Here is a 24,570-nt window from a genome sequence, read left to right as displayed (position 1 = left end):
TTATAGCGAGGCGATGTACCTTGTTTCGATTCGATGTGGACCCCCAAGTTAGCTTTTACGACTTTGCAGCCCTCTGGGACCAACTTGTGCCTGCCGATTCCGTCTTTCGCCTGTTTCGTGAATTGGCGCCCCTATTAATACAACCGGAGGATTTTACAGGTCTCTATTGCCTTGACAACGGACGTCCCAGTCATGCGGCCCGGCAGATGACGATGGCCTGCATGTTACAGGAAATGCTGGGCGAAACAGACCGGGGGATGGAAGCACAGACACGTGTGAACATCGAGGTCAAGTTTGCGTTAGGAATGGCCCTCGATGAACCGGGCATTGATCACGCCAATTTTGGCGTCCACCGGCAACGGCTCATCCAAAAGGAACTTGATAAGGTCTATCTCGATCGCTTTATCCGGTTGATGTACTACCTGGGCGTTTTGACAGGGAAAGAACCTTGGATAACGGACACGACCCATGTCATAGCTCCCATCAGTGCCCCCACGACCATCGAACTGATCCGCCAAGCCATGCGCCTGTTGGTGCGTCTTTTGGCGAAGCAATACAGTGTTCCATGGCATGCAATCCCCCATGCCCCTCGGGCGGTACGTTACCTGGAAACAGTGACGGAAGTGAAAGAGCATAACCTGGACGATAAGGCCAAAATGGAACGGCTTGTTGAAGTGGTCAGCGAGGCTGACGAACTGCTGGCCTACGTGGAGTCATCGGAGGCTTCGTGGAAGAAGAAGCCCGATGTCATTCATTACGCCCTTTTGCTTTGCCGTATCCTCCGTGAACGAATCATTCGGAAAGATGATGGAACTCTTGAGATAGCCCCCGGCGGTTCTGTCAAAGATATGATAGTTTCGGCTGTAGACAGCGAAGCCCGTTTCGGTTGTAAGGGCAAGACGAAATGGCGCGGGTATAAGATGGCCATCGTCGAAGTCGGAAATTCCGGATTTATCGCCGCCGCCGAGGCCATGAAAGCCAACGACTATGACGGCTCCAGTCTGGTGCCGTTAGCGGATCAGCTTCCCACCGATTGTGTAGAAAACCCGACGATCATTGGAGATACCCACTATGGTGCGGGCGATGACCGTGTCACCCTCAAGGAAAAAGGCATTGACGTAGTGGCGCCACTTTCACCAAAGACAAAATGTGATATCCTCGCGGGCGAGGGATTTCAAGTTTCCGAAGACCAAACACAACTGATCTGCCCGAGAGGAAAAGTCATCACCACCTATTCGGAAGTGGCAGATGGGAAGAACTTCGTGCTTCGCGCCAAGGACCATGATTGCAAGCACTGCCCTCGTTACACGACCTGTTTTAAAGAAAAGAAACATCGGCGCACGATTTTTATTCACAACGCCTATGGTGTCATGCTCGAGGCGGCAAAGCACTCCCAAACGAAAATCTATAAGGAACAGATGCGTCTTCGCAGCCGCATCGAAGCCAAGCAAAATGAACTGGTCAACCGTTACGGACTGCGCCGGGTTCGCCGTATCGGAAAACGAAATCTGGCTTATGCCGCCCGGCTCAGCGCGTTAGCGGCGAACTTTCAAAAACTCAACCGTCTACGAAATGATAAGAATGCAACCATGGTGTTGGAGGTGAGTGCCTTACGCGGTGTTGCTTTCAAAAAAGCCGCATAAGGTGCAAGGGGGAGATCTGCCCTTTTTGAGGAAAATCCTCAAAAAGGGCCGGTGAGACCGATAAAAAGACTCTAGTTTTTTGCTGTTTGTATTAAAAAATCATGCTTTTGCAAGGGCTGGCTAGGGAATTTGCTTATTTTCTAGACGGCCTCTACATGAGTTTTAACGGCGCCGGCGCGGCGGTGCGCCGAGCGGTGATGAAAAAGGTAGGCTATTACCCGGGTGAGTTTTTCTTGTACATGAACGAGATGGACATGGCCTTTCGCATATGGGACGCCGGTTACACCATACGCTACTTCCCCGATATCGTGTCCTACCACAAGGCGTCTCCGACCAACCGCCAGTCATGGCGGGCACCTTTTTTCTACTGTCGCAACCTGTTCTGGCTGGTGTGGAAAAACCAGCCCATGGGACGGGCCTGGTCACTGACGCTATTGCTCTTCTATTACTGTCTGTATTTTTCTATGGAGCAAAAGACGACGATTTACCTGAAAGCAGCCTGGGACGCTGTCAAAAATCTTGGGATGATTTTGTCCCTGCGCAAACCTGTGCAACCGGAAGTGGCCCGCAAACTGCGGGTGCCCTACCGGGTCAATTTCACCTTTTACCGTTAAAAAGGCGATGGGAGACACCGGCAAAAATGAATGCAGGAGTGCCCGTGATGATGCAAGCAGGGAAACCGAAGAGCCCGTTTAAGGCCTATGACGTGCGCGGAAGAGTTCCCGATGAATTAAATGAAGATGTGGCATACCGGATCGGTTGCGCTTATCGGGAACTGTTCGAGGTGAGGCATGTCGTCGTCGGTTATGATGCGCGTCTATCCAGTCCCGCTTTGGCTGAAGCATTGGCACAGGGTCTGCTTGACAGCGGTTGTGATGTGACAGACATCGGCCTGTGCGGCACCGAGCAGGTCTATTTCGCTACAGCGCACATGAATCTCGATGGCGGCATCATGGTGACAGCCAGTCACAACCCTGCCGACTATAACGGGATGAAGTTCGTCTTGTCCCAGGCGCGCCCTGTGAGCGGAGATACGGGATTGCGCGAACTGGAAGCGCGGGTGCTGGCCGGCGGACAAAGTTTCGGCGGCGGCGCGGGATCGATTATAAGCGAGGGGGCAAAAGGGCGGAGGCGGCGAGAGAACAGCTTGCCGCCTTATGTGGCGCATCTGCTGAGCTATGTGGATCCGACCGTACTCCGTCCGCTCAAGGTCGTCGTCAATGCCGGCAACGGTTGCGCCGGGCCGGTTATCGACGCCTTGGCGCCCCATCTCCCCTTTGCATGGACCAGGGTGAACCACGAACCGGATGGTTCATTTCCCCATGGCATACCGAATCCGCTACTGCCGGAAAACCGGGAGGCGACGGCACGGGCTGTTCAAGGGGCCGGTGCAGATGTGGGCATCGCCTGGGACGGCGATTTTGATCGCTGCTTTTTCTTTGACGAACAGGGGCAGTTCATTGAGGGGTACTACCTGGTCGGGCTGTTGGGCCAGTCCTTTGCCCGGCGCTATCCCGGCGCAAAGATCATCCATGATCCTCGGTTGATCTGGAACACCATAGAACTGGTGGCTGAGGACGGGGGAGTTCCGGTCCAATCGAAGACGGGACACGCCTTTATGAAGGAGAGGATGCGCCGGGAGGATGCCGTCTACGGCGGGGAGATGTCGGCGCACCACTATTTTCGCGACTTTGCCTACTGTGACAGCGGAATGATTCCCTGGCTGCTCGTGCTGGAGGCCATGTGCCGGGAGAACCGACCCTTGTCGGCGCTCGTCGGGGAACGGATGCGGCGGTTCCCCTGCAGTGGGGAAATCAACCGCTCTGTCCCATCGCTGGAGCGTGTCCTGGAACGGGTCGAGCGGTTTTACGCCGGTGCGGGGAAATCGGATATGACAGACGGTTTGAGCATGGACTTTGGGCGATGGCGTTTCAACCTACGGGCATCCAATACAGAGCCTCTCTTGCGATTGAATGTAGAAACGCGCGGTGACGAAGAACTGCTTCAGCAAAAGACAGCGGAGTTGCTGGCCCTCATCGATAGGGAGGAAGGGTAGGTCGTGGTGGAGAAGGAAAAATGGTGCTTGGTGATCCGCTCCGTTCCGTTTCAGCAGATGGATAAGATCATCCCGGCGCTGACAAGGGAGTTCCCCGGTCATCGATTAGCGGTCCTGACCCATCCCCATGGGGTCCAGATGGCTTCGAGCTATGCTGAGGTGGATGAGGTGATCCCCTATTCCCAACCGGGCAGTTTTGATAGGGAATACATCCCGGAGGCCGTCAAGGCGCGAGTCTGGGATGTGGTGATCGTGCCGGTGGCCAATGTGTCCGGCTCCGGCTTTTATAATGTCCTTCGCTTCGGAGCGGCCATCGCCGCGCTTTCGCGTTTCCTGATCAACCTTCCTGGCGAATTGAAGCCCTTCACTCCCGGCGGCTTGATCTGGGGCGGGAGCGTCAACGGGATGCGCGCCCTTTTGGCCGCTGTGGGAGCGGCGATCCTCTGGCTACCCTGGTGGCTGGTCTTCTCCCTGGCATCGGTCCTGATTCCCCAAAAGAGCGGCGGATGCGAGTCGAGCGAGGGCGGATAAGGAGCGGCGGACGACGCGAACGAAGTAGAGCGAGGAGGCTGGCCATGTTTGATTTCCTGATCGTCGGCGCCGGCTTGTCGGGATGCACGCTGGCCGAACGGCTGGCCAATGAGTTGCAAGCCCGGGTGCTGGTGGTGGAGAAGCGAAGCCATGTGGGCGGCAACGCTTATGACGCTTATGACGACAACGGGGTGCTGGTGCACAAGTACGGCGCTCACCTCTTTCACACCAATGACTGGGAGGTGTATGGGTATCTCTCGCAGTTTACCGAATGGCGTTTTTACATGCATCGTGTCCTGACCTGGGTCGATGGGCAGTTGCTTCCCTTTCCCATCAGTCTGGAGACGCTGAATCAGTTGTACGGCCTGTCCCTGACGACGGAGGAGATGGAGGCTTTCCTGGCCCGGCGCCGGGAATCGCGTGAAATCAATAACTCGGAAGACATGATCATCAGCCAGGTGGGCCGGGAACTGTACGAAAAATTCTTTGCCAACTACACTTTGAAACAATGGGGCATGCCCGCCAGCGAACTGGAACCGGAGGTTTGCGCCCGTGTGCCGGTGCGTTTCAACCGGGATCTCCACTATTTTGCCGATCGGTATCAGGGGATGCCCAAACAGGGATATACGCGGATGATCGAACGGATGCTGGCCCACCCCAACATCAAGGTGCTGTTGAACACTGATTTCGAGGAGATCCGCCATCTCATCCCCTATAAATCTCTCATCTATACAGGGCCGATCGACGAGTATTTTCATCACAAACACGGCCCGCTTCCCTACCGATCGTTGCGCTTCGAGTTTGAGACATTAGACCAGGAGTTTTTCCAGCCGGTCTGTGTCGTCAATTACCCCAACCACTTTGACTACACCCGTATCTTGGAGATGAAGCATGCCACCGGTCAGCAATGCCGGGCGACCACCATCGTGCGCGAGTACCCGCAGGCCCAGGGAGAGCCCTTCTATCCTGTTCCGGCCCGCCGCAACAGTGAACTGTATCGCAAGTATGCCGCAGAGGCGGAAGGGTTGACGGATGTCTACTTTGTGGGGCGTCTCGGGCAGTATCGCTATCTGAATATGGACCAGGCGGTGCGGGCGGCCCTGGATCTGTTCCAGCGGATCCGAGCGCAAGGCCGATGAAAAGCCTGGGATAACCATCGAACGCGGCAGATGATAAAGAGTAAGGGCGGAGTAGAATGACACAGGCATTTTCTGTCTCCGGTCGGATGATTGGCGATGAGGCCCCTCCGCTGATTGTGGCGGAGATGTCGGGAAACCACAACGGTTCCCTGGAGCGGGCGTTGCAGATTGTGGAGGCGGCGGCGAAAGCAGGCGCCCATGCCTTTAAGATACAGACCTACAGGGCCGACACGATGACCCTAGATGTGGATCAGGGAAACTTCCGCATCGACGATCAGGAGAGCCTCTGGTCTGGAAAGACGTTGTACGAACTATACGCTGAGGCCTATACCCCCTGGGAATGGCACCGGCCCATATTGGAACGCTGCCGGGAACTGGGCATGATCGGATTCAGCACTCCCTATGACGCCACGGCAGTCGATTTTCTGGAGACGCTCGATGTGCCCATCTATAAGATCGCGTCTTTTGAACTGACGGACCTGCCGCTGATCCGCCGCGTTGCGGCGACGGGGAAGCCCATACTGATGTCGACAGGGATGGCCACGGTGGCGGAGATCGATGAGGCGGTTCGGACGGCCCGCGCGTCCGGCTGCCGCCAGTTGGTTTTGCTCAAGTGCACGAGCAGTTATCCCGCTTCACCGGCGGCAAGTCATCTGCGGACGATCCCCCAGTTGCTTCAGTTGTTTGGCGGAGGGCGGGGGTGGCATGGTGAACCGGTATCGGCTGCGACAAGGACAGGGAGATGGCCGGGAGCCGGAAGCGAGGGACAGGGGGCCGGCGGCGCGATGGCGGTGCAGGTGGGTTTGTCCGATCATACCTTGGGGATTGGGGTGGCTGTGGCGGCCGTGGCGCTGGGCGCTTCGGTCATTGAAAAGCATGTCACCCTCAGCCGGGCTGATGGCGGTGTTGACGCCGCTTTTTCGCTGGAGCCGCATGAGTTGGCCATGCTGGTGACAGAGACGGAACGAGCCTGGCAAGCGCTGGGACAGGTTCACTTTGGGCCGCTGCCTGGCGAAAGTACGTCGCTGGCCCATCGCCGGTCTCTCTATGTGGCTGAAGATATGGCGGCGGGGGAGCTGTTTACAGCGCAAAACCTGCGCGTCGTCCGACCGGGTCATGGGTTGCCGCCAAAGTATTATGAGACGCTGCTGGGACGAGCGGTGAATCGGCCAGTTGCGAAGGGAACGCCGGTGACGTGGGATGTGTTGCTTCCCCGGAAGAATTCTGGCGATGAATAGAAGGGGGTCTTGCAGGTGGAACGGGATAGGATCGTTGCGTTGATTATGGATGTTCTTGCTGATGTGGTTGAGGACGAGGCTTTGCCGGAAGGGTTTCCACCCAAAACGGATTGGAATGAGCAGATTAAGATTTTTGGCCGTGACGGCCTCCTCGATTCGGTCGGTCTTGTCACGCTGATCGTTGATGTGGAGCAGCAGGTGGAAGAGCAGACGGGCCGGTCGATCGTGCTCGCCGATGAACGGGCCATGTCACAGAAACAGAGCCCCTTTCAGACCATCGGAACGCTGGCAGATTATGTGATGACGCTCTTCTAGCTTAAGGGGTGTGGTGGGAGGCCGATGGTGATGGAACAGGCAATAGTGGCGGCAACGGAACCGGCGGCAGTGAAGGCCCCTGCGACGCCAGCGCCCCCGGTGATGGTGATTACGGGGGCGCGCAAAGGGATTGGCCGCCATCTGGCCGAGTATTATTTGGACAAGGGGTTGCAGGTGATCGGCTGCAGCCGTGGCGAAAGCGATCTGGTCCATGAACGCTACAGCCATATGCAGGTGGATGTGACGGCAGAGCCGCAGGTGATCCAGATGATCGCCGCCATTCGCAAACGCTGGGGCCGCTTGGATATGTTGATCAATAATGCCGGCGTGGCTTCCATGAATCACTCGATGCTGATGCCGGGGAAAACGGCGGCTCGGATCGTCGCCACCAACCTGATGGGCACCTTCTTTTGTTGCCGCGAAGCGGCCAAGGTGATGATGAAAAGGCGGTGGGGGCGGATCGTCAATCTGTCGACGGTGGCGGTGCCGCTGGGCTTGGAAGGCGAGGCGGTTTATGCGGCGTCGAAGAGCGCTGTGGAGACATTCACCCGTGTGCTGGCTAAGGAGGTCGCTGCCTTTGGCATCACCTGTAACGCTCTGGGGCCGACGCCGATGGATACGGATCTGATCCGCGGTGTGCCGCAGGAGAAGATCGACCAGATCCTGCGGCAGATGGCCATACCGCGGTTGGGGACTTTTGACGATGTGGCCAATGGGGTTGACTTTTTCATCAGTGAACGGAGCAGTTATATTACGGGGCAGGTGCTCTATTTGGGAGGCGTGTAGACCTTGTTCTTGGGTTGGATGTTGGAGACGATGGCAAGCCGGGAGGAACAGGAGGCGCTCGTATGGAATGGGCGCTCCTACACTTATCGGTGGTTGCTTGCGCGCATCGGCCAATGGCAGGAGCGGCTCGATTGGGCGGCGTCGCCGCAGCGGGAAGCTAAAGCGCCGGTGACGGCCGGTATGGTCGTTGCTGTTGAGGGCGATTATTCGCCCAATGTCTGCGCTTTGCTGTTGGCATTGGTCGATCGCGGGGCGATCGTTGTTCCGTTGACTCGGTCGGTGCGGCATCTCCGAGAGGAATTTTTGGCCATTGCTGAGGTACAGTTGGTCATTTCTTTTTCAGATACGGATGAGGCCGTTTTCGCCTGGAAGCTGGGCGATCGCTGGGTCGGCGAAGGGGGGGCGCCGCTGGTTGGCAACGAGGCTGTTGTGCCCTCAGATGATAGCGCCCTTGCGACGCCGACGAATCCGTTGCTGTTGGAACTGATCCGCCGCGGCCATCCGGGGCTGGTGTTGTTTTCATCGGGCTCGACAGGCAAGAGTAAGGCGGTCTTGCACGATATGACGCTGCTCTTGAAGAAGTTTCAGGTACGGCGACAGGGCAAGCGGATGCTGACCTTTTTGCTGCTTGACCATATTGGCGGCATCAATACGCTGCTTTATGTCTTGTCCAACGCGGGGACGATTGTGACGGTGCCGGGCCGCTCGCCTGAGGCGGTCTGTGCCAATATTGCGCGCTATCGTGTTGAGGTGTTGCCCACGTCGCCCACGTTTCTGAATCTGTTGCTCCTCTCGGAAGCCTATAAGCAGGCTGATCTATCGTCACTGGAGTTGATCACCTATGGCACGGAGGTGATGCCGGAGAGCACTTTGGTGCGGCTTCGGGAGGCATTGCCGCATGTGCGGCTGCAACAGACCTATGGCTTGTCGGAGTTGGGTATTCTGCGGTCTAAGTCGAAGGCGTCCGATTCGCTGTTTGTGAAGATCGGCGGGGAGGGGTTCGAGACGAAGGTCGTTGATGGGGTTTTGTGGATCCGAGCGGAGTCGGCCATGATGGGCTATCTGAATGCGCCTAGTCCTTTCGATGAGGAGGGGTGGTTCAATACCCACGATGAGGTTATTGTCGATGGGGAGTATCTGCGCATTCTTGGACGCCGTTCGGAGATTATCAATGTGGGTGGTGAGAAGGTCTTTCCTGCCGAGGTGGAAAGTGTGATCATGGAGATGGATAACATTGCCGACGTGGCCGTCTCCGGCGAAAGGAGTCCGCTGACCGGCCAGATGGTTGTGGCCCATGTGGTGTTGAAGCGGCCAGAGGAGGCCGCTGTGGTGAAAAAGCGCCTCCGCCAGTTTTGCCGTTCCCGTCTTGCTCCGTATAAGGTGCCGGTGAAGGTGACTGTTGTGGAGGGGCGTTTTTTCAGTGAACGGTTCAAGAAGATGCGCAAGGATTTGCCGGGATGAGCGATGTGGCTGTGACTGTGGATGTGATTTATGGGCGGCGGGTGCGGCTGCGCGTGGTGGAAGCGGAAGACTTGGAGAGGGTTCGTTGTTGGCGCAACAGTCCAGAGGTGTATTATCCGATGTACAATTGGGATCCCATCACAGCGGAGATGCAACGTCACTGGTATGAGACGCGGGTGTTGAAGCGGGAGCGCCATCATTATTTTTTGGTGGAGCGCTTTGTGCCGGGAGAGTCCAATTACCGCCCTGTAGGGCTGATCTCGCTGACCGATGTGGACGGAAGGCATCGACGGGGAGATGTCGGGTTTTATATTGCCAATGCCGAGGACCGTCTGCCTGGTGTGGCTTTGGAGGCGGAGTATATGCTTTTGTCCTTTGCTTTCGACCAGTTGGGGCTGCACAAGGTCTGCCTGGAGGTGATTCAAGGCAACGACAAGGTGGCTAAGATGCATCGTCATTACGGCTTTGAGCTGGAGGGACGGCTTCGCGGCCATGTCTGGCATGATGGCGTTTTCAAGGATGTCTTGGTGATGGGGCTGCTTGCCAGTGATTTTGCTGCTCACCGGGAGAAGATAGAGGCGCTGTTGGAACGGCTGGCTTGAGGCGTTTGCGGCTGGTGATGGCGAGACGATAGGGAGGGAAACGGGAATGAACATACTGGTCACTGGCGGCGCCGGTTTTATCGGGCGTTGGGTGGTGTTGCAGTTGCTGCGCGCTGGTCATCATGTCTGGGTGGTCGATGATCTGAGCAATGGCCGCGCCGAGAATCTGGCCTATGGCGACGAGGCGTTGGTGGGGTCGGACAGTCTGGCTGACCCTTGTTGCACAGGGATTGTGACGGGAACGTTGATCTTTGAAGTGGGCGATATCTGTGACAGGGAGCGGTTGCGCCGCTGGTTTGAAGAGCATCGCTTCGATCTTTGTTATCATTTAGCTGCGGAGATTAATGTGCAAAAAAGCATCGATTTTCCGGCTGATACGTTCCGCCGTGATGTGGAAGGCACTTTTGGCTTGTTGGAGTTGTGCCGGGAGTTCGGTACGCGCTTTGTCTTTATGAGTACCTGTATGGTCTATGCTCCCTTTGAGGAAGCGGCTGCCGACAGGGCGAGCAGGAGAGGACTGGAACTGGCCGATGGCCAAGGCATGAATGGCTGTGGCTACGGCGATGGCGGGGCGCCGGCAGGGATCGATGAGCGTCATCCTGTCTTGCCGGCGTCGCCTTATGCCGGGGCGAAGCTCTCTGGGGAGCACTTGGCCCTGTCTTACTACCATGCCTATGGCCTGCCGGTGACGGTGATTCGGCCCTTCAACACCTATGGCCCCTATCAGAAGACGAATGGGGAAGGCGGTGTGGTGGCGATCTTTGTGGAGCGGGCCTTGCGTGAGGAGCCCTTGCATATCTTCGGTGACGGCACGCAGACGCGCGATCTGCTCTATGTGGAGGATTGCGCTCGCTTTGTCATTCAGGCTGGGATGGATAGGCAGGCGATCGGCAAGACGCTTAACGCAGGTTCTGGCCGGGATGTGTCAATCAATGAGTTGGCGCGACTGGTTGGCGAGGTGGTTCAGGCCGGTCCCGGTTTTTCTGTTTGTCATGTTGCCCACCCTCATCCGCAGAGTGAGATCCGGCGACTGCTCTGCGACTTTGGTGAAGCGAAGCGGTTGCTAGGTTGGGAACCGCAGGTTTCTCTGGAAGAGGGGATCGCCCGGACGGCGGACTGGATTCAAGGGAAACAATAGCGAAAAGGAGAAAACGGCAAAAGCCCTCGGTCAGGCTCGTTATGAGCCACCGGGGGCTTTTGGTCTGCTGTTGGTTTGTCTTATGGATGATAGCCTTGTCTGGCCTTATTTCAGCAGTTGCAGGATGCCCTGAGGAAGCTGGTTTGCTTGAGCCAGCATGGCCGTCGCCGATTGGCTGATGATGTTTTGCTTTGTAAACTGGGTCATTTCCATCGCCATGTCGGTGTCGCGGATGCGTGATTCGGCGGCGGTGAGGCTCTCGTTGGCTACTTTCAGGTTGTTGATGGTGTATTCGAGGCGGTTCTGGAAGGCGCCCAGTTTGGAGCGTTCTTTGGAGACTTTGGCGATGGCTTCATCGAAGACTTTGATGGCGATGTTGGCGTCTTGTTGCGTGTTTATTTTTATATTGAACTCCGCGCCGGAGTAACTCTTTAACCCAAGGGCAGCAGAGGTCACATCACCAATTTCTAAACCAAGATGCTGGTTGGTATTCGGACCGATCTGTAGCGTTGCATCTCCGGGTGGACGACTAACCAAGGCTTGGCGAGTTTCATGGAAGGATGACAGGGCATCGGTAGCTGGCGTTTTCATGATCCCTTGTGCATCACGGAAGGTGAAGGTAATCCCATATACAGCTTTCGCATATCCTCCGCTAACAGCGGTAAAGTGGAGTTTCGTTCCGCTTACTGTGAGTTTAAAGTATCCGCTTACATTTCCAGCAGATGAACCGTTTATGTCTTTAACGGCAGCGCCAATAACACTGTTAAATGTGGTGCCGCCGGATATTTTAATTCCACTTGTCTGCAACAATTTTCCGTTAACGACAAAGCTTAGCTGTACCGTATCGCCAGAGACAACACCAAACTTATTCCCTGCACGGTCTGATAAATTGACTAATTTCGCAGCTCCACTGAAAACCTTTCCGCCAGAGGTGACCAGATTGTTCGTCTGGATATTAGCTACAGCTCCTGAGACGGCTTTTCCCATGTTGCCATTTAACAGCTTGCGTGTATTAAACTCCGTGTGCCCGGCAACACGGTCAATTTCTTTAATTAACTCGTCCACTTCATCTTGGAGGGCACTGCGATCCTGCTCGGTGTAAATCCCGTTGGCCGATTGCACAGCCAGTTCACGCATCCGCTGGAGCATCTGGTGCACTGAATCAAGGGCGGCTTCGGCTGTTTGAATTAACGATACACCGTCGAGACCGTTTCGTTCCGCTACAGTGAGGCCGCGGATCTGGGAGCGCATCCGTTCGGAGATGGCCAGACCGGCGGCGTCGTCAGAGGCGCGGTTGATGCGCAAGCCCGACGAGAGCTTTTCCATATGTTTCGATACGATGCCCTGGTTGTTGTTCAGTTGCCGGTAGGCATTTAACGCTTGAATATTATGGTTAATGCGCATGGTCATCTCTCCTTGAAGAATATTGGACGGCAGAAAGGCCAGTGACAACGGTGTCTATTCGCGACGGTTGATGAAACCATTATGGATAGTTTCCGCATCATCATAGGCTAGGTTCCGTTCATAAGCGGACGTTTGCAAGCGAATCTGTTCAGCACGGGTTGTCGGTTTTTCTTTCAGCATTTGTTCCCATGCTTCCGCTACAGGGGTGAGTATACGGAGGAGCTCTTCGATGATGGAGATGTCTTTTTTCCAGTTGGCTTCGTAAAGGCGGTCCGCTACATAGTTATAGAGCGCATCTAGTTGTTCTGCCATGGCGCCCGCTTCGTAATTGATGCCGGCACCGAGCCGCTCGACAATGGCATTGGCTTTCTGCAGTTGTATGTTGGCTTCGTTAAACTTCTTTTCCCTGATAGCTGCGATCGAAAGCTGAAGGCGTTCAGTCAGGTTTTGATATAAGAGCAGTGTAATTTCTTGCGAGGACATCTGAAAGATTTCTTGCTCTGTGGGAATTCGATCCAAGTATTGGTCACCCCCTGTAGCATGGCCCTAGATTTTTCTATATAGCGAAGGTGTGCTTGGTTTCTTATTGCTCCAAGTCTACCTTATTATCGGTTTTTGTCAGGGAAAGGTTTAGTTTATTTTTGGGGCGATGACGATTTTTCAAGGGGGTTAGAATCTATGCAAGGCCAAATGATACCAAGCAAATTAATGATTCCTTAAGGTCAACTGACTTATGGACAGTGCCTATTTTGATAAATAGCAGATCGGACTTTTGCTCCCCTGATAGCAAAATCAGAGGGGCGGGTTGTTCGTTTTTGCTTGCATTCTTATTTTATTCGACGCAGTTCTTGGATATCGGCTTCGTGTTTAATCGAGTTGTAGGATAACTGAAGGAGGATTCGGTGTTGCGTTTGTTGGTTCTCTTCAATTCTTGCTATCTTTTCTTCGAGTTTGTCGATTCGACTATTCAATAAGCCGTCGCCTTCATCGAAGCGACGGGCGATCATGGAGGTCAGCTCGTCGAAGCGACGATTCATTTCGGTTTCGAGTTTGTCTTGACGCTCGAGCAGGAGAGCTTGGCCTTGCTCGAGTTTGTCTTGACGCTCGAGCAGGAGAGCTTGGCCTTGCTCGAGTTTGTCTTGACGCTCGAGCAGGAGAGCTTGGCCTTGCTCGAGCTTATCTTGACGCTCGAGCAGGAGAGCTTGGCCTTGCTCGAGTTTGTCTTGACGCTCGAGCAGGAGAGCTTGGCCTTGCTCGAGTTTGTCTTGACGCTCGAGCAGGAGAGCTTGGCCTTGCTCGAGCTTATCTTGACGCTCGAGCAGGAGAGCTTGGCCTTGCTCGAGTTTGTCTTGACGCTCGAGCAGGAGAGCTTGGCCTTGCTCGAGTTTGTCTTGACGCTCGAGCAGGAGAGCTTGGCCTTGTTCAAGTTTATCTTGACGCTCGAGCATCGCCTCTTGGGTTTCTTTTACGCTTCTGACTTCTGAAGTCAATGTTTGCAGTTGTGTTAGGACTTGGGATTGGAATTCTTCGTTTGTCATCAAGGCACCTCCTTTGTAAGCGCTGTGGCAGCTAGGTGTACATGTCGACGAGCAACCCTTTGATCTCGCCGACGAGCCCCAGGATTTTCAGGCTGTTGGCTTGCTTTTTCAGGACATGGTCGGTCAGCTCAAGGAGTTTTTCATCCACTTTGGTGATGAGTTTGTAGATCTTTGCCCGGCCTCTGCGGTTGAAGCCGCGGCGTTCTTCCAGTTGAAGGCCCTTTTTGATGACTTCGTCCATGAATTGCTTGACCAGTTCTTTGTACTTTTTGAGATCCTCTACGGTTCGCGATTCGGCAAGGATCTTTCCTTGATCTTCGATCTTTTCCGCCATTTTGACAAATTTGTCGATGCTTCGCTGTTCCCGTTGTTGAACCATGATCTCGGCGAAAGAGATTTTATCGGCGGGGATGTCGTTGGTGTTTTTTTTGCTTGTGGGAGTTGTTTTGCCGATTTTGTTGACTTCCATATTCGCTCACTGCCTTATGATTTGTTCTGGGTGCCTTCCATCTCTTCAATCATTAAGAGGATTTCGGCGACGACGAGGTAGAGTTGCGGCGGGATGGTGTCGCCAAGGTCCATATCGATGAGGTTCTCCACCAGTAAGGGATCTTCCTGGATGGGGATGTTTTTTTCTTTGGCCATTTCGATGATTTTTCTGGCTAAGTGGCCTTTGCCTTGGGCGATGACGACAGGAGCGTCGCTGTTGGGGTCATAGCGAAGGGCGGCCACGGAAGGGCCGCCGATTTCTTTTTTCTGCTTTTGGTTGAAGAAGCGGAAGTTCATGGGGTGACCTCATTTCTTCAGTGCAGGTGGAACGGTAGGGCGTTGAAAAGATGGGGGCGGCGTTAGATCTTGAAACTGAATCCTCCCGGATGGATGGTGCCAGGTACTTTGACGCCAGGGGTGATCGGGAGCTGAGAGAGGGCTTCCGGCGGAGTTGGTTTACTTTTTTCTTCGTTCAGTCGGGTGAATTGAACGGAGGAGATGGTATAGCCGATCTTTTTCATGCTTTCTTTGCACTTTTCGACTAGAGGTGACATGTTTGCCTTGAAATGGTCGGTATCGTTTTTGAGGGTGATCGCTAGGTTGCGGTCGACGGCGGAGACGACGATGCCGGTTTCACCATACTTGGGGGTATCGATGAGGAAGTAGAGGTTGCAGTTCTCCCAGTCGATCTTTTGTCGTTCATTTCGGCCGTTGACCCAGATCTTCAGGTTTTTGACCTGGTTGCCGAGCAGCATGGGGAGGCTGAAGAAGAGGGATTGCATGGTCGTGCCTACGTCGGTTTTGCTGAGCAGTTGCTGTCCGGTGAGGTTGTTGAGGGCCTGCTCGGCCAGTGATTGCAGACCCGGCGGGAGGGGGCTGTCGCTTTTGGCCAATTGGAGCAAGGTGGATTTGAGGTTGCTGTGGCCTTGGTCGGGTCGGGCTTCGGGCTGTTGTTGTGAACCGGGGTTGCCCTTGTCGCCATCCCTTCCAGGTTGACGGGAGGGTTGGTGGGAAGCTGGTTCGGAGGCCGGCGTTTTTTGGTTGTGGGTGGCTATTGTCTGGGCGATTTCGCTGTCATGATTGAGTCCGAGTGTGCGAAGGAGGTTGTAGATGTCGCGGGCCGACGGCTCTGTTGCGGTCGGGTTCGGCAGGGGAGAGGCGGTGCTGGTGTACAGGCTTTGGGTTGGCGCAGGCGCTGACAGCACGTGGTTCATCTGCCGGCCCAGTGGGGTGGCAGGGTCTTTGTCAAAGCGGAAGAGGCCGCTGTCGGTGAGGATGCGCCGGACTTTGATGTCAGCAGGACGCCAGTTCATTTGTTCCAGTTGATCCCTCACTTCGGTGAGGATGTCATGGGCTTTTTGATTGTGTCCTTGCTGCAGCAGTGTTCGGGCTTCAGCCAGGCGACTGCTGGCGACCATCAGTTTCTTTTCGGTGGTCATGTCGGTGAAGAGGGTGATGTCGCTTTTCAGGATGGCATTGTCCAAGAGGTCGATCGTCGATTCAAGCAGAGGTTTGACCATGGGCAAGACGTTGTTGCGATGATTCTGTACGATCTGGCGGATGTTGTCGATGTTGCGGGTGACTTCTCGCTTGAGGTCCCGAAAGTCTTGGGCGGCCTGGTTGAGTTGGCGGGTGATCTCGGTGATCATGTAGTTTTTGGCAGGCAATGCGATGCCGCCCATTGCGAGGGCGTCTTTATAGGCTTTGTTGACGATGGCGGTGCTATCGTTTTCTTCGGTTAATGGTGCAGGAGGGAGCGGGGCTTCTGGGGGATCAAAGGTACCCGCTGTAGGTGGGGTTGGCAAGGTCGTGGCCTTGTCGGTCATAGGGGAGGGGGCGGCGCTGGACGGAGAGGGGGTAGGGGCAAGTCGCAGCAGGGCATGGAGTGTTTGGGTCAGTCCTTGGCTGAGCCGCTCTTTGCCTTTTTGTTCTTGGCCGATAGTGGCGAGGATCTGGGCTTCTGATAGGGCGCGGTTTAAGGAGGAGGCGAGGGCACCTTCTTTCGGGGTTCCGGTAGAGAGTTGACGCGAGAGGGTTTGTGTGGCCGAAATCACTTCGTTGATCGGGCTGTGGGGAGAGAGATTGGAGAGGATTTGGGCGATCTGTTCTGTTGCTGTGGCGGCTGCTGTAGTGGCTGTTGTGGCAGCTGTTGTAGTGGCTGTTGTGGCAGCTGCTGTGGCGGTTGCTGCGGCTGTTGTAGTGGCTGTTGTGGCGGCTGTTGTAGTGGCTGCTGTGGCGGCTGCTGTAGTGGCTGTTGTGGCAGCTGTTGTAGTGGCTGTTGTGGCAGCTGCTGTGGCGGTTGCTGCGGCTGTTGTAGTGGCTGTTGTGGCTGTTGTAGCGGCTGTTGTAGCGGCTGTCGGCGTGGTGGTTGGTGGAACGATGGCCGACGGAAGGGCGGCGGGCGTTGTTGGCGGTTGTTGTGCTGGCGGGGCTGGTTGGGGCTGGGTTGTCGGGGCGGCAAAGGCTGCGGTGGAAGCTGCCGGTGTCGGCGCACCTTGCGGCGGTTGCATGGGTTGAGTTTGCAATGTTTGGGCTTGACCGGTCGCAGCTGCCGGGGCAGCGGTGCGGTCAGGCAGCTGCCGGGCCAGTTGTTCCAGTGAACGGGCGAGGTTTTCCCGGGCTAAGCTTTCGTAGCCTTGTTGTTGCAGGTGGCGGGCGCTGTCCAGTTGCTGCTGCACCTTGCTCGCGAGATCTGTCGCGATGTCTCTGTTGGCGGCGACGGTCGACTGGAGTTGCCGGATCGCTTTGGCCAGGTCGGGTTCTTGGCGGACTGTGGCGGCGGCATCGGTGAGGATGCCTTGAGGGAGCGACGGACGGGTTGCTCCTACTTGCGCCGAAGCCGGGGGAGTGGTGGGAGTGGTGGTGGTGGTGGGATTGGTGGAAGTCGTAGGTGTGGCGGTAGTCGGGGGAGTGGTGGTGGCAGGGACGGTCGGGGCAATGGCTTTCGCTGTCGCAGAGAGCGCCTGCTGCAGCCGTTCCAAGCTGTCCGACTGGCGGCCCATGGCGGCGTAGATGCGAGCCTCCGAAAGGGATCGCTCCAGGGTGGTGATCGCAGGGCGGGGAATTTTATCGTCGGCAGCCCACTGGCGGGAGAGTTCCTGAACTGTCTCGATCACTTCGTTGATCGGGCTGTGGGGAGAGAGCCTGGAAAGGACTTGGGCGATCTGTTCTGTTGCTGTGGCAGCTGTTGTAGTGGCTGTTGTGGCGGCTGTTGTGGCGGCTGCTGTGGTAGCTGCCGTGGCGGTTGCTGCAGCTGTTGTAGTGGCTGTTGTGGCAATTGCTGTGGCAGCTGTTGTGGCAGCTGTTGTAGTGGCTGTTGTGGCGGCTGCTGTGTTAGCTGCTGTGGCGGTTGTTGCAGCTGTTGTAGTGGCTGCTGTGGCGGCTGTTGTGGCAGTTGCTGTAGCGGCTGCTGTGGCGGCTGTTGTAGCAGCTGTTGTGGCGGCTGTCGGCGTGGTGGTTGGTGGAACGATGGCCGACGGAAGGGCGGCGGGCGTTGTTGGCGGTTGTTGTGCTGGCGGGGCTGGTTGGGGCTGGGTTGTCGGGGCGGCAAAGGCTGCGGCGAAAGCTGCCGGTGTCGGCGCACCTTGTGGCGGTTGCATGGGTTGGGTTTGCAATGTTTGGGCATGATCGGTCGCAGCTGCCGGGGCAGCGGTGCGGTCAGGCAGCTGCCGGGCCAGTTGTTCCAGTGAACGGGCGAGGTTTTCCCGGGCTAAGCTCTCGTAGCCTTGTTGTTGCAGTTGGCGGGCGCTGTCCAGTTGCTGCTGCACCTTGCTCGCGAGATCTGTCGCGATGTCTCTGTTGGCGGCGACGGTCGACTGGAGTTGCCGGATCGCTTTGGCCAGGTCGGGTTCTTGGCGGACGGTGGCAGGCAGTTGCCATGTTGGATCCAGTTGCTTGACCAAGTCGGTGAGCACCTGGCCGATGGGGCGGCCGTGTAAGGCTTCATGGACGGCTTTCAACTGGGGGGCCGTGATCTCCAGGTTTTTGCGGAGCAGTGCCTGGACCGTGTCGATCTTGTCCGCTGCAGGGCCCGGTGTTTTTTCAAAAAACGCGTTCAGTTCTTGCACCGTTTCCTGGGTCAAGGGGCGTCCGCGCTCGATGATCTGCCGGGCGGCTTGAGAGAGTTCTTCAGAAGGCGATACGCCGAAGGTCCGCAGGAGACGGCCGATGTTGCCTTCGCTGTGACGAGTGGCGGCAGCGCCGGATGGCAGATCCTCAATGACTTTGATCCGGGCTACGTCGCCATCGACGGCGGTAACTTGCAGAGTAAAACGGTCGCTTTTTGGCAAGGCGCCCTCAAAGCGGACCTGTTGCTCCTGGCCGCGGATCTGAACGATTCCCTCTTGAGAAGCGGTGATTTTTTTGATTGTTCCCGTATATACGTCTCCTTGTCGGAGTTCAAGGGGTTGTTCCATGTCCGAGCGTGTGGTCCCCGTAGAGGGTGACTGGATGCGCATTCCGAATCCATCCCTTCCGATGGCGTAGATATCGATGTTTTTATTATCGTGATCTGAAGCGGGCCCCTTGAGGAACGGTAAAGATACTGGATTGTCGATGTCATAGGAAAATACTATCATAGAGGAGACTGGAGGGGGAGTTGAAAACGGGGTACAACAGGGGCTGATGGGGCTTGTTCGAAAAACCATCTTAAGAAAGGAATTGCATTTAATTGGATAAACTGGGAACGCCGAAAAGACCGCTCGTCCTTCGTGTAGCGACGGAGAAACGCGGCATGGAGATTATGGAGATATGTAATGAAAGAGGGTTACATTACATCATCGCCTTCGAACCCGATAAGCCCGAAGATCTCTCTGATTTGGAACGCGTCTTGAATCCTGCGAGACCGGCAGTTGCCGGGCCAAAGATTGGACGCAATGATCCTTGCCCATGCGGCAGCGGTAAGAAGTATAAAAAGTGTTGCGGAAACGGCACCCTACCCGGTTGAGATTTGCACCGGCTAAAAAAAGCCCCAAAAAGCCGGGAGCGCCTGATCGAACGTTGCTGGAGGTCATGTCTGCAAAGGATCTGGCGGTGGGGGCATGACGCTGCCGTCGGCTGACCGCGGTTTGGATGAATCGATAAAATCAGGAGGTGTTCCGCTGATGTCGACGGCCATCATCGTGCAAGCGCGTATGGGGTCGACCCGGCTGCCCGGCAAGGTGTTGGCGCCGCTGGCCGGGCAGCCGGCCTTGTGGCATACGCTGGAACGGTTAAAACGGGTACGGGAGGCCCAGGTACTGGCGGTTGCTACCGGTGATGGGACGGCTGATGATCCCATCGCCGACGCGGCGCGCCAATGGGGTGTCTTTGTTTTCCGCGGCAGTGAGACCGATGTCCTTGCTCGCTATGTGGGCTGTGCCCAAAAGGTGGATGCAGCGGTGATTGTCCGCATCACCGCTGATTGCCCTCTGATCGACCCCGATGTGGTGGGAGCGGCGATCGGCGAATTCCGCAACCGCTCGCTCGACTACCTGTCTGTAGAAGGCGGGCCGCGCGGTCTTGATACGGAGGTCTTTACGCGGGAGGCTTTGGAAAGGGCCCATCGCCAGGGCCGCTACCCGGCGGCGCGGGAACATGTCACTTTTCATCTGTATCACTCCGGTCTTTTTCGCACCGGCTCCTGGCAGCTCCCCGGACCATACCGGCGAAGCCGGTACCGGCTCTGTGTAGACGAGCCTCTGGACTATCAACTCTTGGCTGAGATCTACGAGCGCTTTTACCGTCCCGGCCGGATCATCGCTGTGCCGGAGGTGCTTGCCTGGCTGGACGAGCATCCCCAGTGGGCGCTCTTGAATCAGTCTGTCCGGCAGAAAGCTGTCAGTGACGAGGAGTTGCTGCCGCAAGGGGAGGATGACCGATGGGAGGCGCAACATCTCCGATGAGCAACGGCAAAGACGTCGACGGCCCGATCCCCTATGCCCGTCAATGGATCGATGACGATGATGTGGCCGCTGTCGCGGCTGTGCTGCGCGGCGATTACCTGACGACCGGGCCGGTTGTGGATGCTTTTGAGTCTCGTTTGGCTCAGCAGGTGCAGGCGCCCTATGGCGTCGCCTTTTCGTCTGGGACGGCGGCCCTGCACGGCGCCTATGCGGCGGCAGGCATCGGCCCCGGTGATGAGGTGATCGTGCCGGCCAACACCTTTGCGGCGACAGCCAACGCAGCCCTTTACCTTGGGGCGAAGCCGGTTTTTGCCGATGTGGAGCTTGACACGGGAAACCTCAATGGGAATAGGCTGGAGAGCTGCATCTCTCGCCGCACTAAAGCCATTGTGGCCGTTCACTTCGCCGGCTTGCCGGCTTCGATGGAGACCATTCATCAGGTGGCCGCCCGCTGGGGCCTTATCGTCATCGAAGACGGCGCCCATGCCCTGGGGGCGGAGTACCGGGGAAAACCGGTGGGCGCCCTTTCTCCCCTGACCTGTTTTTCCTTTCATCCAGTCAAACATATCGCCACCGGTGAAGGGGGGATGGTGGTGACAGCCGATCAGGAATTGGCGCGGCGGTTGCGTCGGTTCCGTTCCCACGGCATCACCCGTCTGCGCGATGAGCTGGGGAGCGATGACGGCGGATGGTATTATGAGATGCAGGAACTCGGTTACAACTATCGCTTGACCGATATCCAGGCAGCGCTGGGGATGAGTCAGCTGGCCAAGCTGGATCGCTTTCTCCGGCGCCGGCGGGAGCTGGCCGCCCGCTATGACGAGGCGCTGGCGGATCTTAAGGGGCAAATCCGGTTGCCCGGCCGCCGCGCTGATTGTCTTTCAGCCTGGCATCTCTATGTGATCGGCTTGCGCGACGATGGCGACGGCTTCCGGCGCAAACAGCTCTTCGATCATCTGCGGGCACGAGGGATCCTTGTGAATGTTCACTACCTGCCCGTCTACCGCCATCCTTACTATCAGCGCCTCGGTTACCGGGCCGGGTCTTTGTCCCGTGGCGGAGCAGCATTATCGCCAGGCCCTTTCGCTGCCCCTCTACTATGGCCTGACCGATGGGCAGCAGGAGCGGGTGATCGCTGTCCTGCGGGAAGGGATAGAAAAGATCTGCCGCTGAGCTGGAGCGCCGCCCTCCGCGAAGGAGGGGCGAACTGGCGCTGAGCTGGGGGCCGCCCTCCGCGAAGGAGGGGCGAACTGGCGCTGAGCTGGAGCGCCGCCCTCCGCGAAGGAGGGGCGAACTGCCGCTGAGCTGGGGGCCGCCCTCCGCGAAGGAGGGGCGAACTGGCGCTGAGCCTTTCGGCTTGTCGAAGAGAGGGGAGGGACGGCTTTTTTGCCAGTCGCCTTTTATTTTGATGCCGGCCCCGGCGTTGGGCTTGGCCATGCCATGCGCAGTGCTGCTTTGGCTGAGGCTTTTGCTGAGCGGGGTTATCGGGTGCTCGCTGTCGGCCGGCGCGATGGGGCCGTCGAAGCGCTGACAAAAGGCCTTTTTCTCTGGCGGCAGCCGCAAGGGACGGGCTCTCTCGACGCGGCGCCGGAGAGCTGGGCCGCTTGGCTCTTGGCGCAGGGGGCGTCCATCTTGGTCGTCGATTCCTACCGGATCCTGCCGCAGACGCTGGGAGCGCTTCGCTCGGCCGGTCTTTTTGTGGTCTATCTGGATGATAAAAACAGTTTTCCGATGGACTGTCAATTGGTGATCAATGCGGGACTGGCGGCGTCCGGGGAGCGCTACCGCTTCCTCCGGCCGGGGAGGGCGCTTCTGGGCCCTGCCTATACGCCGCTTCGCCGCGCTGTGACGGCTGTTGGTCTGTTGCGGGAGCAAAAAAGGCGCCGAGGCGCGATAGGACAGATCGTCGTCACCTTGGGCGGCGGCGATCCCTTGGGTCACCTGCCGCGAACGCTGCAGGCGCTGGAACAGGTGGCTGCGACAGGGCGTCTTTTTGAGGCCCACGTCATCATCGGCCCCTACATGGATTTTCCCGCAGCCTATGGCCGCGTCGCTTGGTTTCGGCCCTATCGCCCGCCTGCCGACATGGCCACACTCCTTCCGACAGCGGATCTGGCCGTTACGGCTGCGGGAGTAACCCTGCAGGAACTGCTGGCTGCCGGCGTTCCCGCTGCCGTGGTTATACAGGCCGACAATCAGGTGCCGGCAGCCTTGACCGTCTGTCGCCGGCAGGCGGCAGTGCCGCTCTTTGCCGTCGATCGCCTTGACGACAGAGCGGATACGACAGGCGGCAACGCTGGCAGGACGTTGCTGCCGGCGCCGCTGCCTGTTGATGAGGTGGCGCGGCAGTTGGCGGCTCTTTTGGACGATCCGGACAGGGCGCAAGCTGCCGCAGAACGAGGCAGGCGGCTGGTTGACGGGCAGGGAGCGCGGCGCTGTTGTGACGAGATCCTCCGCGATGCCTGCGCACAGGTCGCCTGTGGCGGCAGCGCAAGCGACTGAAGGTTGCTGCTGCCGAGGGGGGCGGGAACTATTGTCACCGGGCGCTTGTGGCGGCAGCGCAAGCGACTGAAAGCGAAGGATAGGAATCTTAATCTTATATTGTTTTTTTATTCATCAAGCTGTACAATTAATGCAATTGTAGCGCTTATTTGAGCAGAGGAGGACTTTTTCAGTGAAAAAATGGGTAAAAACCGGGCTGATGGGGATGCTGGCCCTGGGGATGCTGATCACGGCGGCAGGCTGTGGCGGCGGTGAGAAGGCGGCCCAAGCGCCGACCGGTGACAAGTCGTCTGCGAAGAAGACGATCAAGGTGGCCACTGACGCCGCTTACGCCCCCTTTGAATGGAAGGACGAAAAAGGCGAGATCGTCGGCTTTGACATCGACCTGATCAAAGCCGTCGGTAAGGAGCTGAACGCTGACATTGAACTGATCGACACGCCTTTTGATGGCATCATCGCCGCCCTGACGAACAAAAACGTGGACATGCTGATCTCGGCCATGACGATCACGGAAAAACGCAAGGAGTCTATCGACTTCTCCAAGCCCTATTTCGTTGCGGTGCAGGCCATTGCCGTCAAGGAAGGCTCGCCGGTCAAGAAGTTTGACGACATCAAGGGATTGAAGGTGGGCGTTCAGAACTCTACGACCGGTCAGTATGTGGTGGAAAAACTCCTCGGTGAGAAAAGCGACAAGATCTTCCGCTACGACACGACGCCCATGGCCATGAACATGCTGAGCAATGGCGACGTCGATGTTGTTGTGGCGGACAAGCCGGTGGTGCAGCACTTCCTCAAGAACAACCCCAACGCGAAGATGACCTTGATCGATGACGCAAGCTTCGAGAAGGAAGAATACGGAATTGCTGTGCGCAAGGGGGAGACGGAGCTGCTGAAGCAGGTCAACGATGCCCTGGATAAGCTGGAAAAGAGCGGGAAAATTAAAGAGATCTCCGAAAAGTACCTGACAGGTAAGTAGACTGAGGGAATCCGGTCGAAAGGTTACTTTTACGATAGAAATAAGTTGGCTGAAAAGGTCAGGTAGTGTATAGTATAGGCGTATCAGGAGGAACAGCCTGCTGCGCCTTTTCTTTTTGCTTTCGGAAGTGTCGAAGAAGCGATCGAGCCTTGTTCGATAGGTAAATCATACTGGAGGAGCCGGTCAGAAAAATGGACTTCAAATGGAAGATTGTACAGGACTATGCCGACTTGTTCCTGATGGGCGGCTGGACGACGGTGAAGGTCACGGCCATTTCCGTCATGATCGGTACGGTGATCGGCCTTTTTATCGCCTTGGCCCGCCTTTCTCACTGGAGGCTTTTGCGATGGGTGGCGGCCATCTACACCGATGTCATCCGTGGCACGCCGCTGTTGGTGCAGATCTTTATCGTTCACCTGGGCGCACCTAAACTGATTGGACAATCCCTGCCGGCGATGACATCAGGCCTGATCGCCTTGAGTGTCAACTCGGGTGCTTATGTGGCAGAAATCTTTCGCGCCGGGATCCAGTCCATCGACAAAGGCCAGATGGAGGCCTCTCGTTCCCTGGGGATGAGCTATGGCCAGGCGATGCGTTTTGTCATCCTGCCGCAGGCTTTTCGCCGTGTCATCCCCCCTCTGGGCAATGAGTTTATCGCCATGCTGAAGGACTCCTCGCTCGTCTCGGTCATCTCACTGCCGGAACTGACCATGGCAGGCCGGACGGTCCTTGGCTCTACGGCGCGGGTCTGGGAAGCCTGGCTGCCGGTGGCGGCCATCTACCTGACCTTGACGCTGCTTTTCAGCCGCCTTGTCGCCTGGTATGAGCAGAAGTTGTCTGTAAAGTCGCACCGCTGAGTTGCTGTGGCGC

Annotated in this window: 23 protein-coding genes; 17 read left to right on the top strand and 6 right to left on the bottom strand. The window is 56.9% G+C overall.

Annotated elements, in window-relative coordinates:
* Positions 1-20 precede the first annotated feature (20 nt).
* The 11 genes from HM1_RS03335 to HM1_RS03285 all read left to right on the top strand — a co-directional run bounded on the left by HM1_RS03335 (position 21) and on the right by HM1_RS03285 (position 10,909).
* Positions 21-1,643 carry an IS1182-like element ISHmo2 family transposase gene (locus tag HM1_RS03335; RefSeq protein ID WP_012281187.1) on the top strand — a complete coding sequence of 541 codons (1,623 nt, stop codon included), beginning with the start codon at positions 21-23 and terminating at the stop codon, positions 1,641-1,643.
* 155 nt (positions 1,644-1,798) lie between these two features.
* Positions 1,799-2,257, top strand: a complete 459-nt coding sequence (locus HM1_RS03330; RefSeq protein ID WP_041313223.1) for a glycosyltransferase family 2 protein — start codon at positions 1,799-1,801, stop codon at positions 2,255-2,257.
* Between the two features lie 47 nt (positions 2,258-2,304).
* Positions 2,305-3,699 (top strand): phosphohexomutase domain-containing protein, encoded by a 1,395-nt coding sequence (locus HM1_RS03325; RefSeq protein WP_012281869.1) that lies wholly within the window; start codon positions 2,305-2,307, stop codon positions 3,697-3,699.
* A gap of 3 nt (positions 3,700-3,702) precedes the next feature.
* The gene (locus tag HM1_RS03320; protein ID WP_012281868.1) at positions 3,703-4,230 is read left to right on the top strand and encodes a glycosyltransferase family 9 protein; all 528 of its coding nucleotides are present in this window, start codon (positions 3,703-3,705) and stop codon (positions 4,228-4,230) included.
* A gap of 44 nt (positions 4,231-4,274) precedes the next feature.
* Entirely contained in the window at positions 4,275-5,369 is a 1,095-nt protein-coding gene (gene glf / locus HM1_RS03315) for a UDP-galactopyranose mutase (protein ID WP_041313220.1), read from the top strand.
* 56 nt (positions 5,370-5,425) lie between these two features.
* A complete protein-coding gene (locus tag HM1_RS14880) occupies positions 5,426-6,607 on the top strand; it encodes an N-acetylneuraminate synthase family protein (protein ID WP_012281866.1) in 1,182 nt (393 codons plus the stop codon).
* Between the two features lie 15 nt (positions 6,608-6,622).
* Positions 6,623-6,922 carry a hypothetical protein gene (locus HM1_RS03305; protein ID WP_202943746.1) on the top strand — a complete coding sequence of 100 codons (300 nt, stop codon included), beginning with the start codon at positions 6,623-6,625 and terminating at the stop codon, positions 6,920-6,922.
* Positions 6,923-6,952: 30 nt separating this feature from the next.
* Positions 6,953-7,708, top strand: a complete 756-nt coding sequence (locus tag HM1_RS03300) for an SDR family NAD(P)-dependent oxidoreductase (RefSeq protein WP_148207070.1) — start codon at positions 6,953-6,955, stop codon at positions 7,706-7,708.
* 3 nt (positions 7,709-7,711) lie between these two features.
* Positions 7,712-9,169 carry a long-chain fatty acid--CoA ligase gene (locus HM1_RS03295; protein WP_012281863.1) on the top strand — a complete coding sequence of 486 codons (1,458 nt, stop codon included), beginning with the start codon at positions 7,712-7,714 and terminating at the stop codon, positions 9,167-9,169.
* Positions 9,166-9,771: a UDP-4-amino-4,6-dideoxy-N-acetyl-beta-L-altrosamine N-acetyltransferase gene (gene pseH / locus HM1_RS03290; protein WP_041313218.1), complete on the top strand. Its 606-nt coding sequence runs from the start codon at positions 9,166-9,168 to the stop codon at positions 9,769-9,771. The genes HM1_RS03295 and pseH overlap by 4 nt, the downstream gene beginning before the upstream one ends.
* A gap of 46 nt (positions 9,772-9,817) precedes the next feature.
* Positions 9,818-10,909 (top strand): dTDP-glucose 4,6-dehydratase, encoded by a 1,092-nt coding sequence (locus HM1_RS03285; protein ID WP_012281861.1) that lies wholly within the window; start codon positions 9,818-9,820, stop codon positions 10,907-10,909.
* 105 nt (positions 10,910-11,014) lie between these two features.
* Here HM1_RS03285 and HM1_RS03280 read toward each other — a convergent pair whose 3' ends face one another.
* The 6 genes from HM1_RS03280 to HM1_RS15695 all read right to left on the bottom strand — a co-directional run bounded on the left by HM1_RS03280 (position 11,015) and on the right by HM1_RS15695 (position 18,797).
* The gene (locus tag HM1_RS03280; protein ID WP_012281860.1) at positions 11,015-12,313 is read right to left on the bottom strand and encodes a flagellin N-terminal helical domain-containing protein; all 1,299 of its coding nucleotides are present in this window, start codon (positions 12,311-12,313) and stop codon (positions 11,015-11,017) included.
* Positions 12,314-12,367: 54 nt separating this feature from the next.
* Positions 12,368-12,832, bottom strand: coding sequence for a flagellar export chaperone FliS (gene fliS, locus HM1_RS03275; RefSeq protein ID WP_012281859.1), 465 nt, complete (start codon positions 12,830-12,832; stop codon positions 12,368-12,370).
* A 308-nt stretch (positions 12,833-13,140) separates the two neighbouring features.
* Entirely contained in the window at positions 13,141-13,851 is a 711-nt protein-coding gene (locus HM1_RS15470; RefSeq protein WP_012281858.1) for a coiled-coil domain-containing protein, read from the bottom strand.
* A gap of 31 nt (positions 13,852-13,882) precedes the next feature.
* On the bottom strand, positions 13,883-14,320 hold the full coding sequence (locus HM1_RS03265; protein WP_012281857.1) for a YaaR family protein: 438 nt from the start codon (positions 14,318-14,320) through the stop codon (positions 13,883-13,885).
* 14 nt (positions 14,321-14,334) lie between these two features.
* Positions 14,335-14,637 (bottom strand): EscU/YscU/HrcU family type III secretion system export apparatus switch protein, encoded by a 303-nt coding sequence (locus HM1_RS03260; RefSeq protein WP_012281856.1) that lies wholly within the window; start codon positions 14,635-14,637, stop codon positions 14,335-14,337.
* Positions 14,638-14,699: 62 nt separating this feature from the next.
* Positions 14,700-18,797: a hypothetical protein gene (locus tag HM1_RS15695; protein WP_049754023.1), complete on the bottom strand. Its 4,098-nt coding sequence runs from the start codon at positions 18,795-18,797 to the stop codon at positions 14,700-14,702.
* Positions 18,798-19,009: 212 nt separating this feature from the next.
* On the opposite strand from HM1_RS15695, the gene HM1_RS16090 reads away from it, so the two are divergent.
* The 6 genes from HM1_RS16090 to HM1_RS03230 all read left to right on the top strand — a co-directional run bounded on the left by HM1_RS16090 (position 19,010) and on the right by HM1_RS03230 (position 24,557).
* Positions 19,010-19,285 carry a PBPRA1643 family SWIM/SEC-C metal-binding motif protein gene (locus HM1_RS16090; protein ID WP_257720225.1) on the top strand — a complete coding sequence of 92 codons (276 nt, stop codon included), beginning with the start codon at positions 19,010-19,012 and terminating at the stop codon, positions 19,283-19,285.
* A 157-nt stretch (positions 19,286-19,442) separates the two neighbouring features.
* Positions 19,443-20,222 (top strand): cytidylyltransferase domain-containing protein, encoded by a 780-nt coding sequence (locus tag HM1_RS03250; RefSeq protein WP_012281853.1) that lies wholly within the window; start codon positions 19,443-19,445, stop codon positions 20,220-20,222.
* A complete protein-coding gene (gene pseC / locus HM1_RS03245; protein ID WP_335324173.1) occupies positions 20,198-21,439 on the top strand; it encodes a UDP-4-amino-4,6-dideoxy-N-acetyl-beta-L-altrosamine transaminase in 1,242 nt (413 codons plus the stop codon). The genes HM1_RS03250 and pseC overlap by 25 nt, the downstream gene beginning before the upstream one ends.
* A 169-nt stretch (positions 21,440-21,608) precedes the next feature.
* Positions 21,609-22,724 (top strand): PseG/SpsG family protein, encoded by a 1,116-nt coding sequence (locus HM1_RS03240; RefSeq protein WP_012281851.1) that lies wholly within the window; start codon positions 21,609-21,611, stop codon positions 22,722-22,724.
* 172 nt (positions 22,725-22,896) lie between these two features.
* The gene (locus tag HM1_RS03235) at positions 22,897-23,700 is read left to right on the top strand and encodes a basic amino acid ABC transporter substrate-binding protein (RefSeq protein WP_012281850.1); all 804 of its coding nucleotides are present in this window, start codon (positions 22,897-22,899) and stop codon (positions 23,698-23,700) included.
* A 191-nt stretch (positions 23,701-23,891) separates the two neighbouring features.
* On the top strand, positions 23,892-24,557 hold the full coding sequence (locus tag HM1_RS03230) for an amino acid ABC transporter permease (protein ID WP_012281849.1): 666 nt from the start codon (positions 23,892-23,894) through the stop codon (positions 24,555-24,557).
* Positions 24,558-24,570 lie beyond the last annotated feature (13 nt).

This window comes from Heliomicrobium modesticaldum Ice1, assembly GCF_000019165.1.
Classification (GTDB): domain Bacteria; phylum Bacillota; class Desulfitobacteriia; order Heliobacteriales; family Heliobacteriaceae; genus Heliomicrobium; species Heliomicrobium modesticaldum.
The sequence above is the reverse complement of the archived record's forward strand: the minus strand, read 5'-3'. Positions and strand labels throughout refer to the sequence as shown.

Bases quoted from the DNA above. Each gene is read 5' to 3' on its own strand.
- HM1_RS03330 (WP_041313223.1), top strand. From the start codon at position 1,799: ATGAGTTTTAACGGCGCCGGCGCGGCGGTGCGCCGAGCGGTGATGAAA.
- HM1_RS03325 (WP_012281869.1), top strand. From the start codon at position 2,305: ATGATGCAAGCAGGGAAACCGAAGAGCCCGTTTAAGGCCTATGACGTG.
- glf (WP_041313220.1), top strand. From the start codon at position 4,275: ATGTTTGATTTCCTGATCGTCGGCGCCGGCTTGTCGGGATGCACGCTG.
- HM1_RS14880 (WP_012281866.1), top strand. From the start codon at position 5,426: ATGACACAGGCATTTTCTGTCTCCGGTCGGATGATTGGCGATGAGGCC.
- HM1_RS03300 (WP_148207070.1), top strand. From the start codon at position 6,953: ATGGAACAGGCAATAGTGGCGGCAACGGAACCGGCGGCAGTGAAGGCC.
- pseH (WP_041313218.1), top strand. From the start codon at position 9,166: ATGAGCGATGTGGCTGTGACTGTGGATGTGATTTATGGGCGGCGGGTG.
- HM1_RS03285 (WP_012281861.1), top strand. From the start codon at position 9,818: ATGAACATACTGGTCACTGGCGGCGCCGGTTTTATCGGGCGTTGGGTG.
- HM1_RS03280 (WP_012281860.1), bottom strand. From the start codon at position 12,313: ATGCGCATTAACCATAATATTCAAGCGTTAAATGCCTACCGGCAACTG.
- HM1_RS15470 (WP_012281858.1), bottom strand. From the start codon at position 13,851: ATGACAAACGAAGAATTCCAATCCCAAGTCCTAACACAACTGCAAACA.
- HM1_RS03265 (WP_012281857.1), bottom strand. From the start codon at position 14,320: ATGGAAGTCAACAAAATCGGCAAAACAACTCCCACAAGCAAAAAAAAC.
- HM1_RS03260 (WP_012281856.1), bottom strand. From the start codon at position 14,637: ATGAACTTCCGCTTCTTCAACCAAAAGCAGAAAAAAGAAATCGGCGGC.
- HM1_RS15695 (WP_049754023.1), bottom strand. From the start codon at position 18,797: ATGCGCATCCAGTCACCCTCTACGGGGACCACACGCTCGGACATGGAA.
- HM1_RS03250 (WP_012281853.1), top strand. From the start codon at position 19,443: ATGTCGACGGCCATCATCGTGCAAGCGCGTATGGGGTCGACCCGGCTG.
- pseC (WP_335324173.1), top strand. From the start codon at position 20,198: ATGGGAGGCGCAACATCTCCGATGAGCAACGGCAAAGACGTCGACGGC.
- HM1_RS03230 (WP_012281849.1), top strand. From the start codon at position 23,892: ATGGACTTCAAATGGAAGATTGTACAGGACTATGCCGACTTGTTCCTG.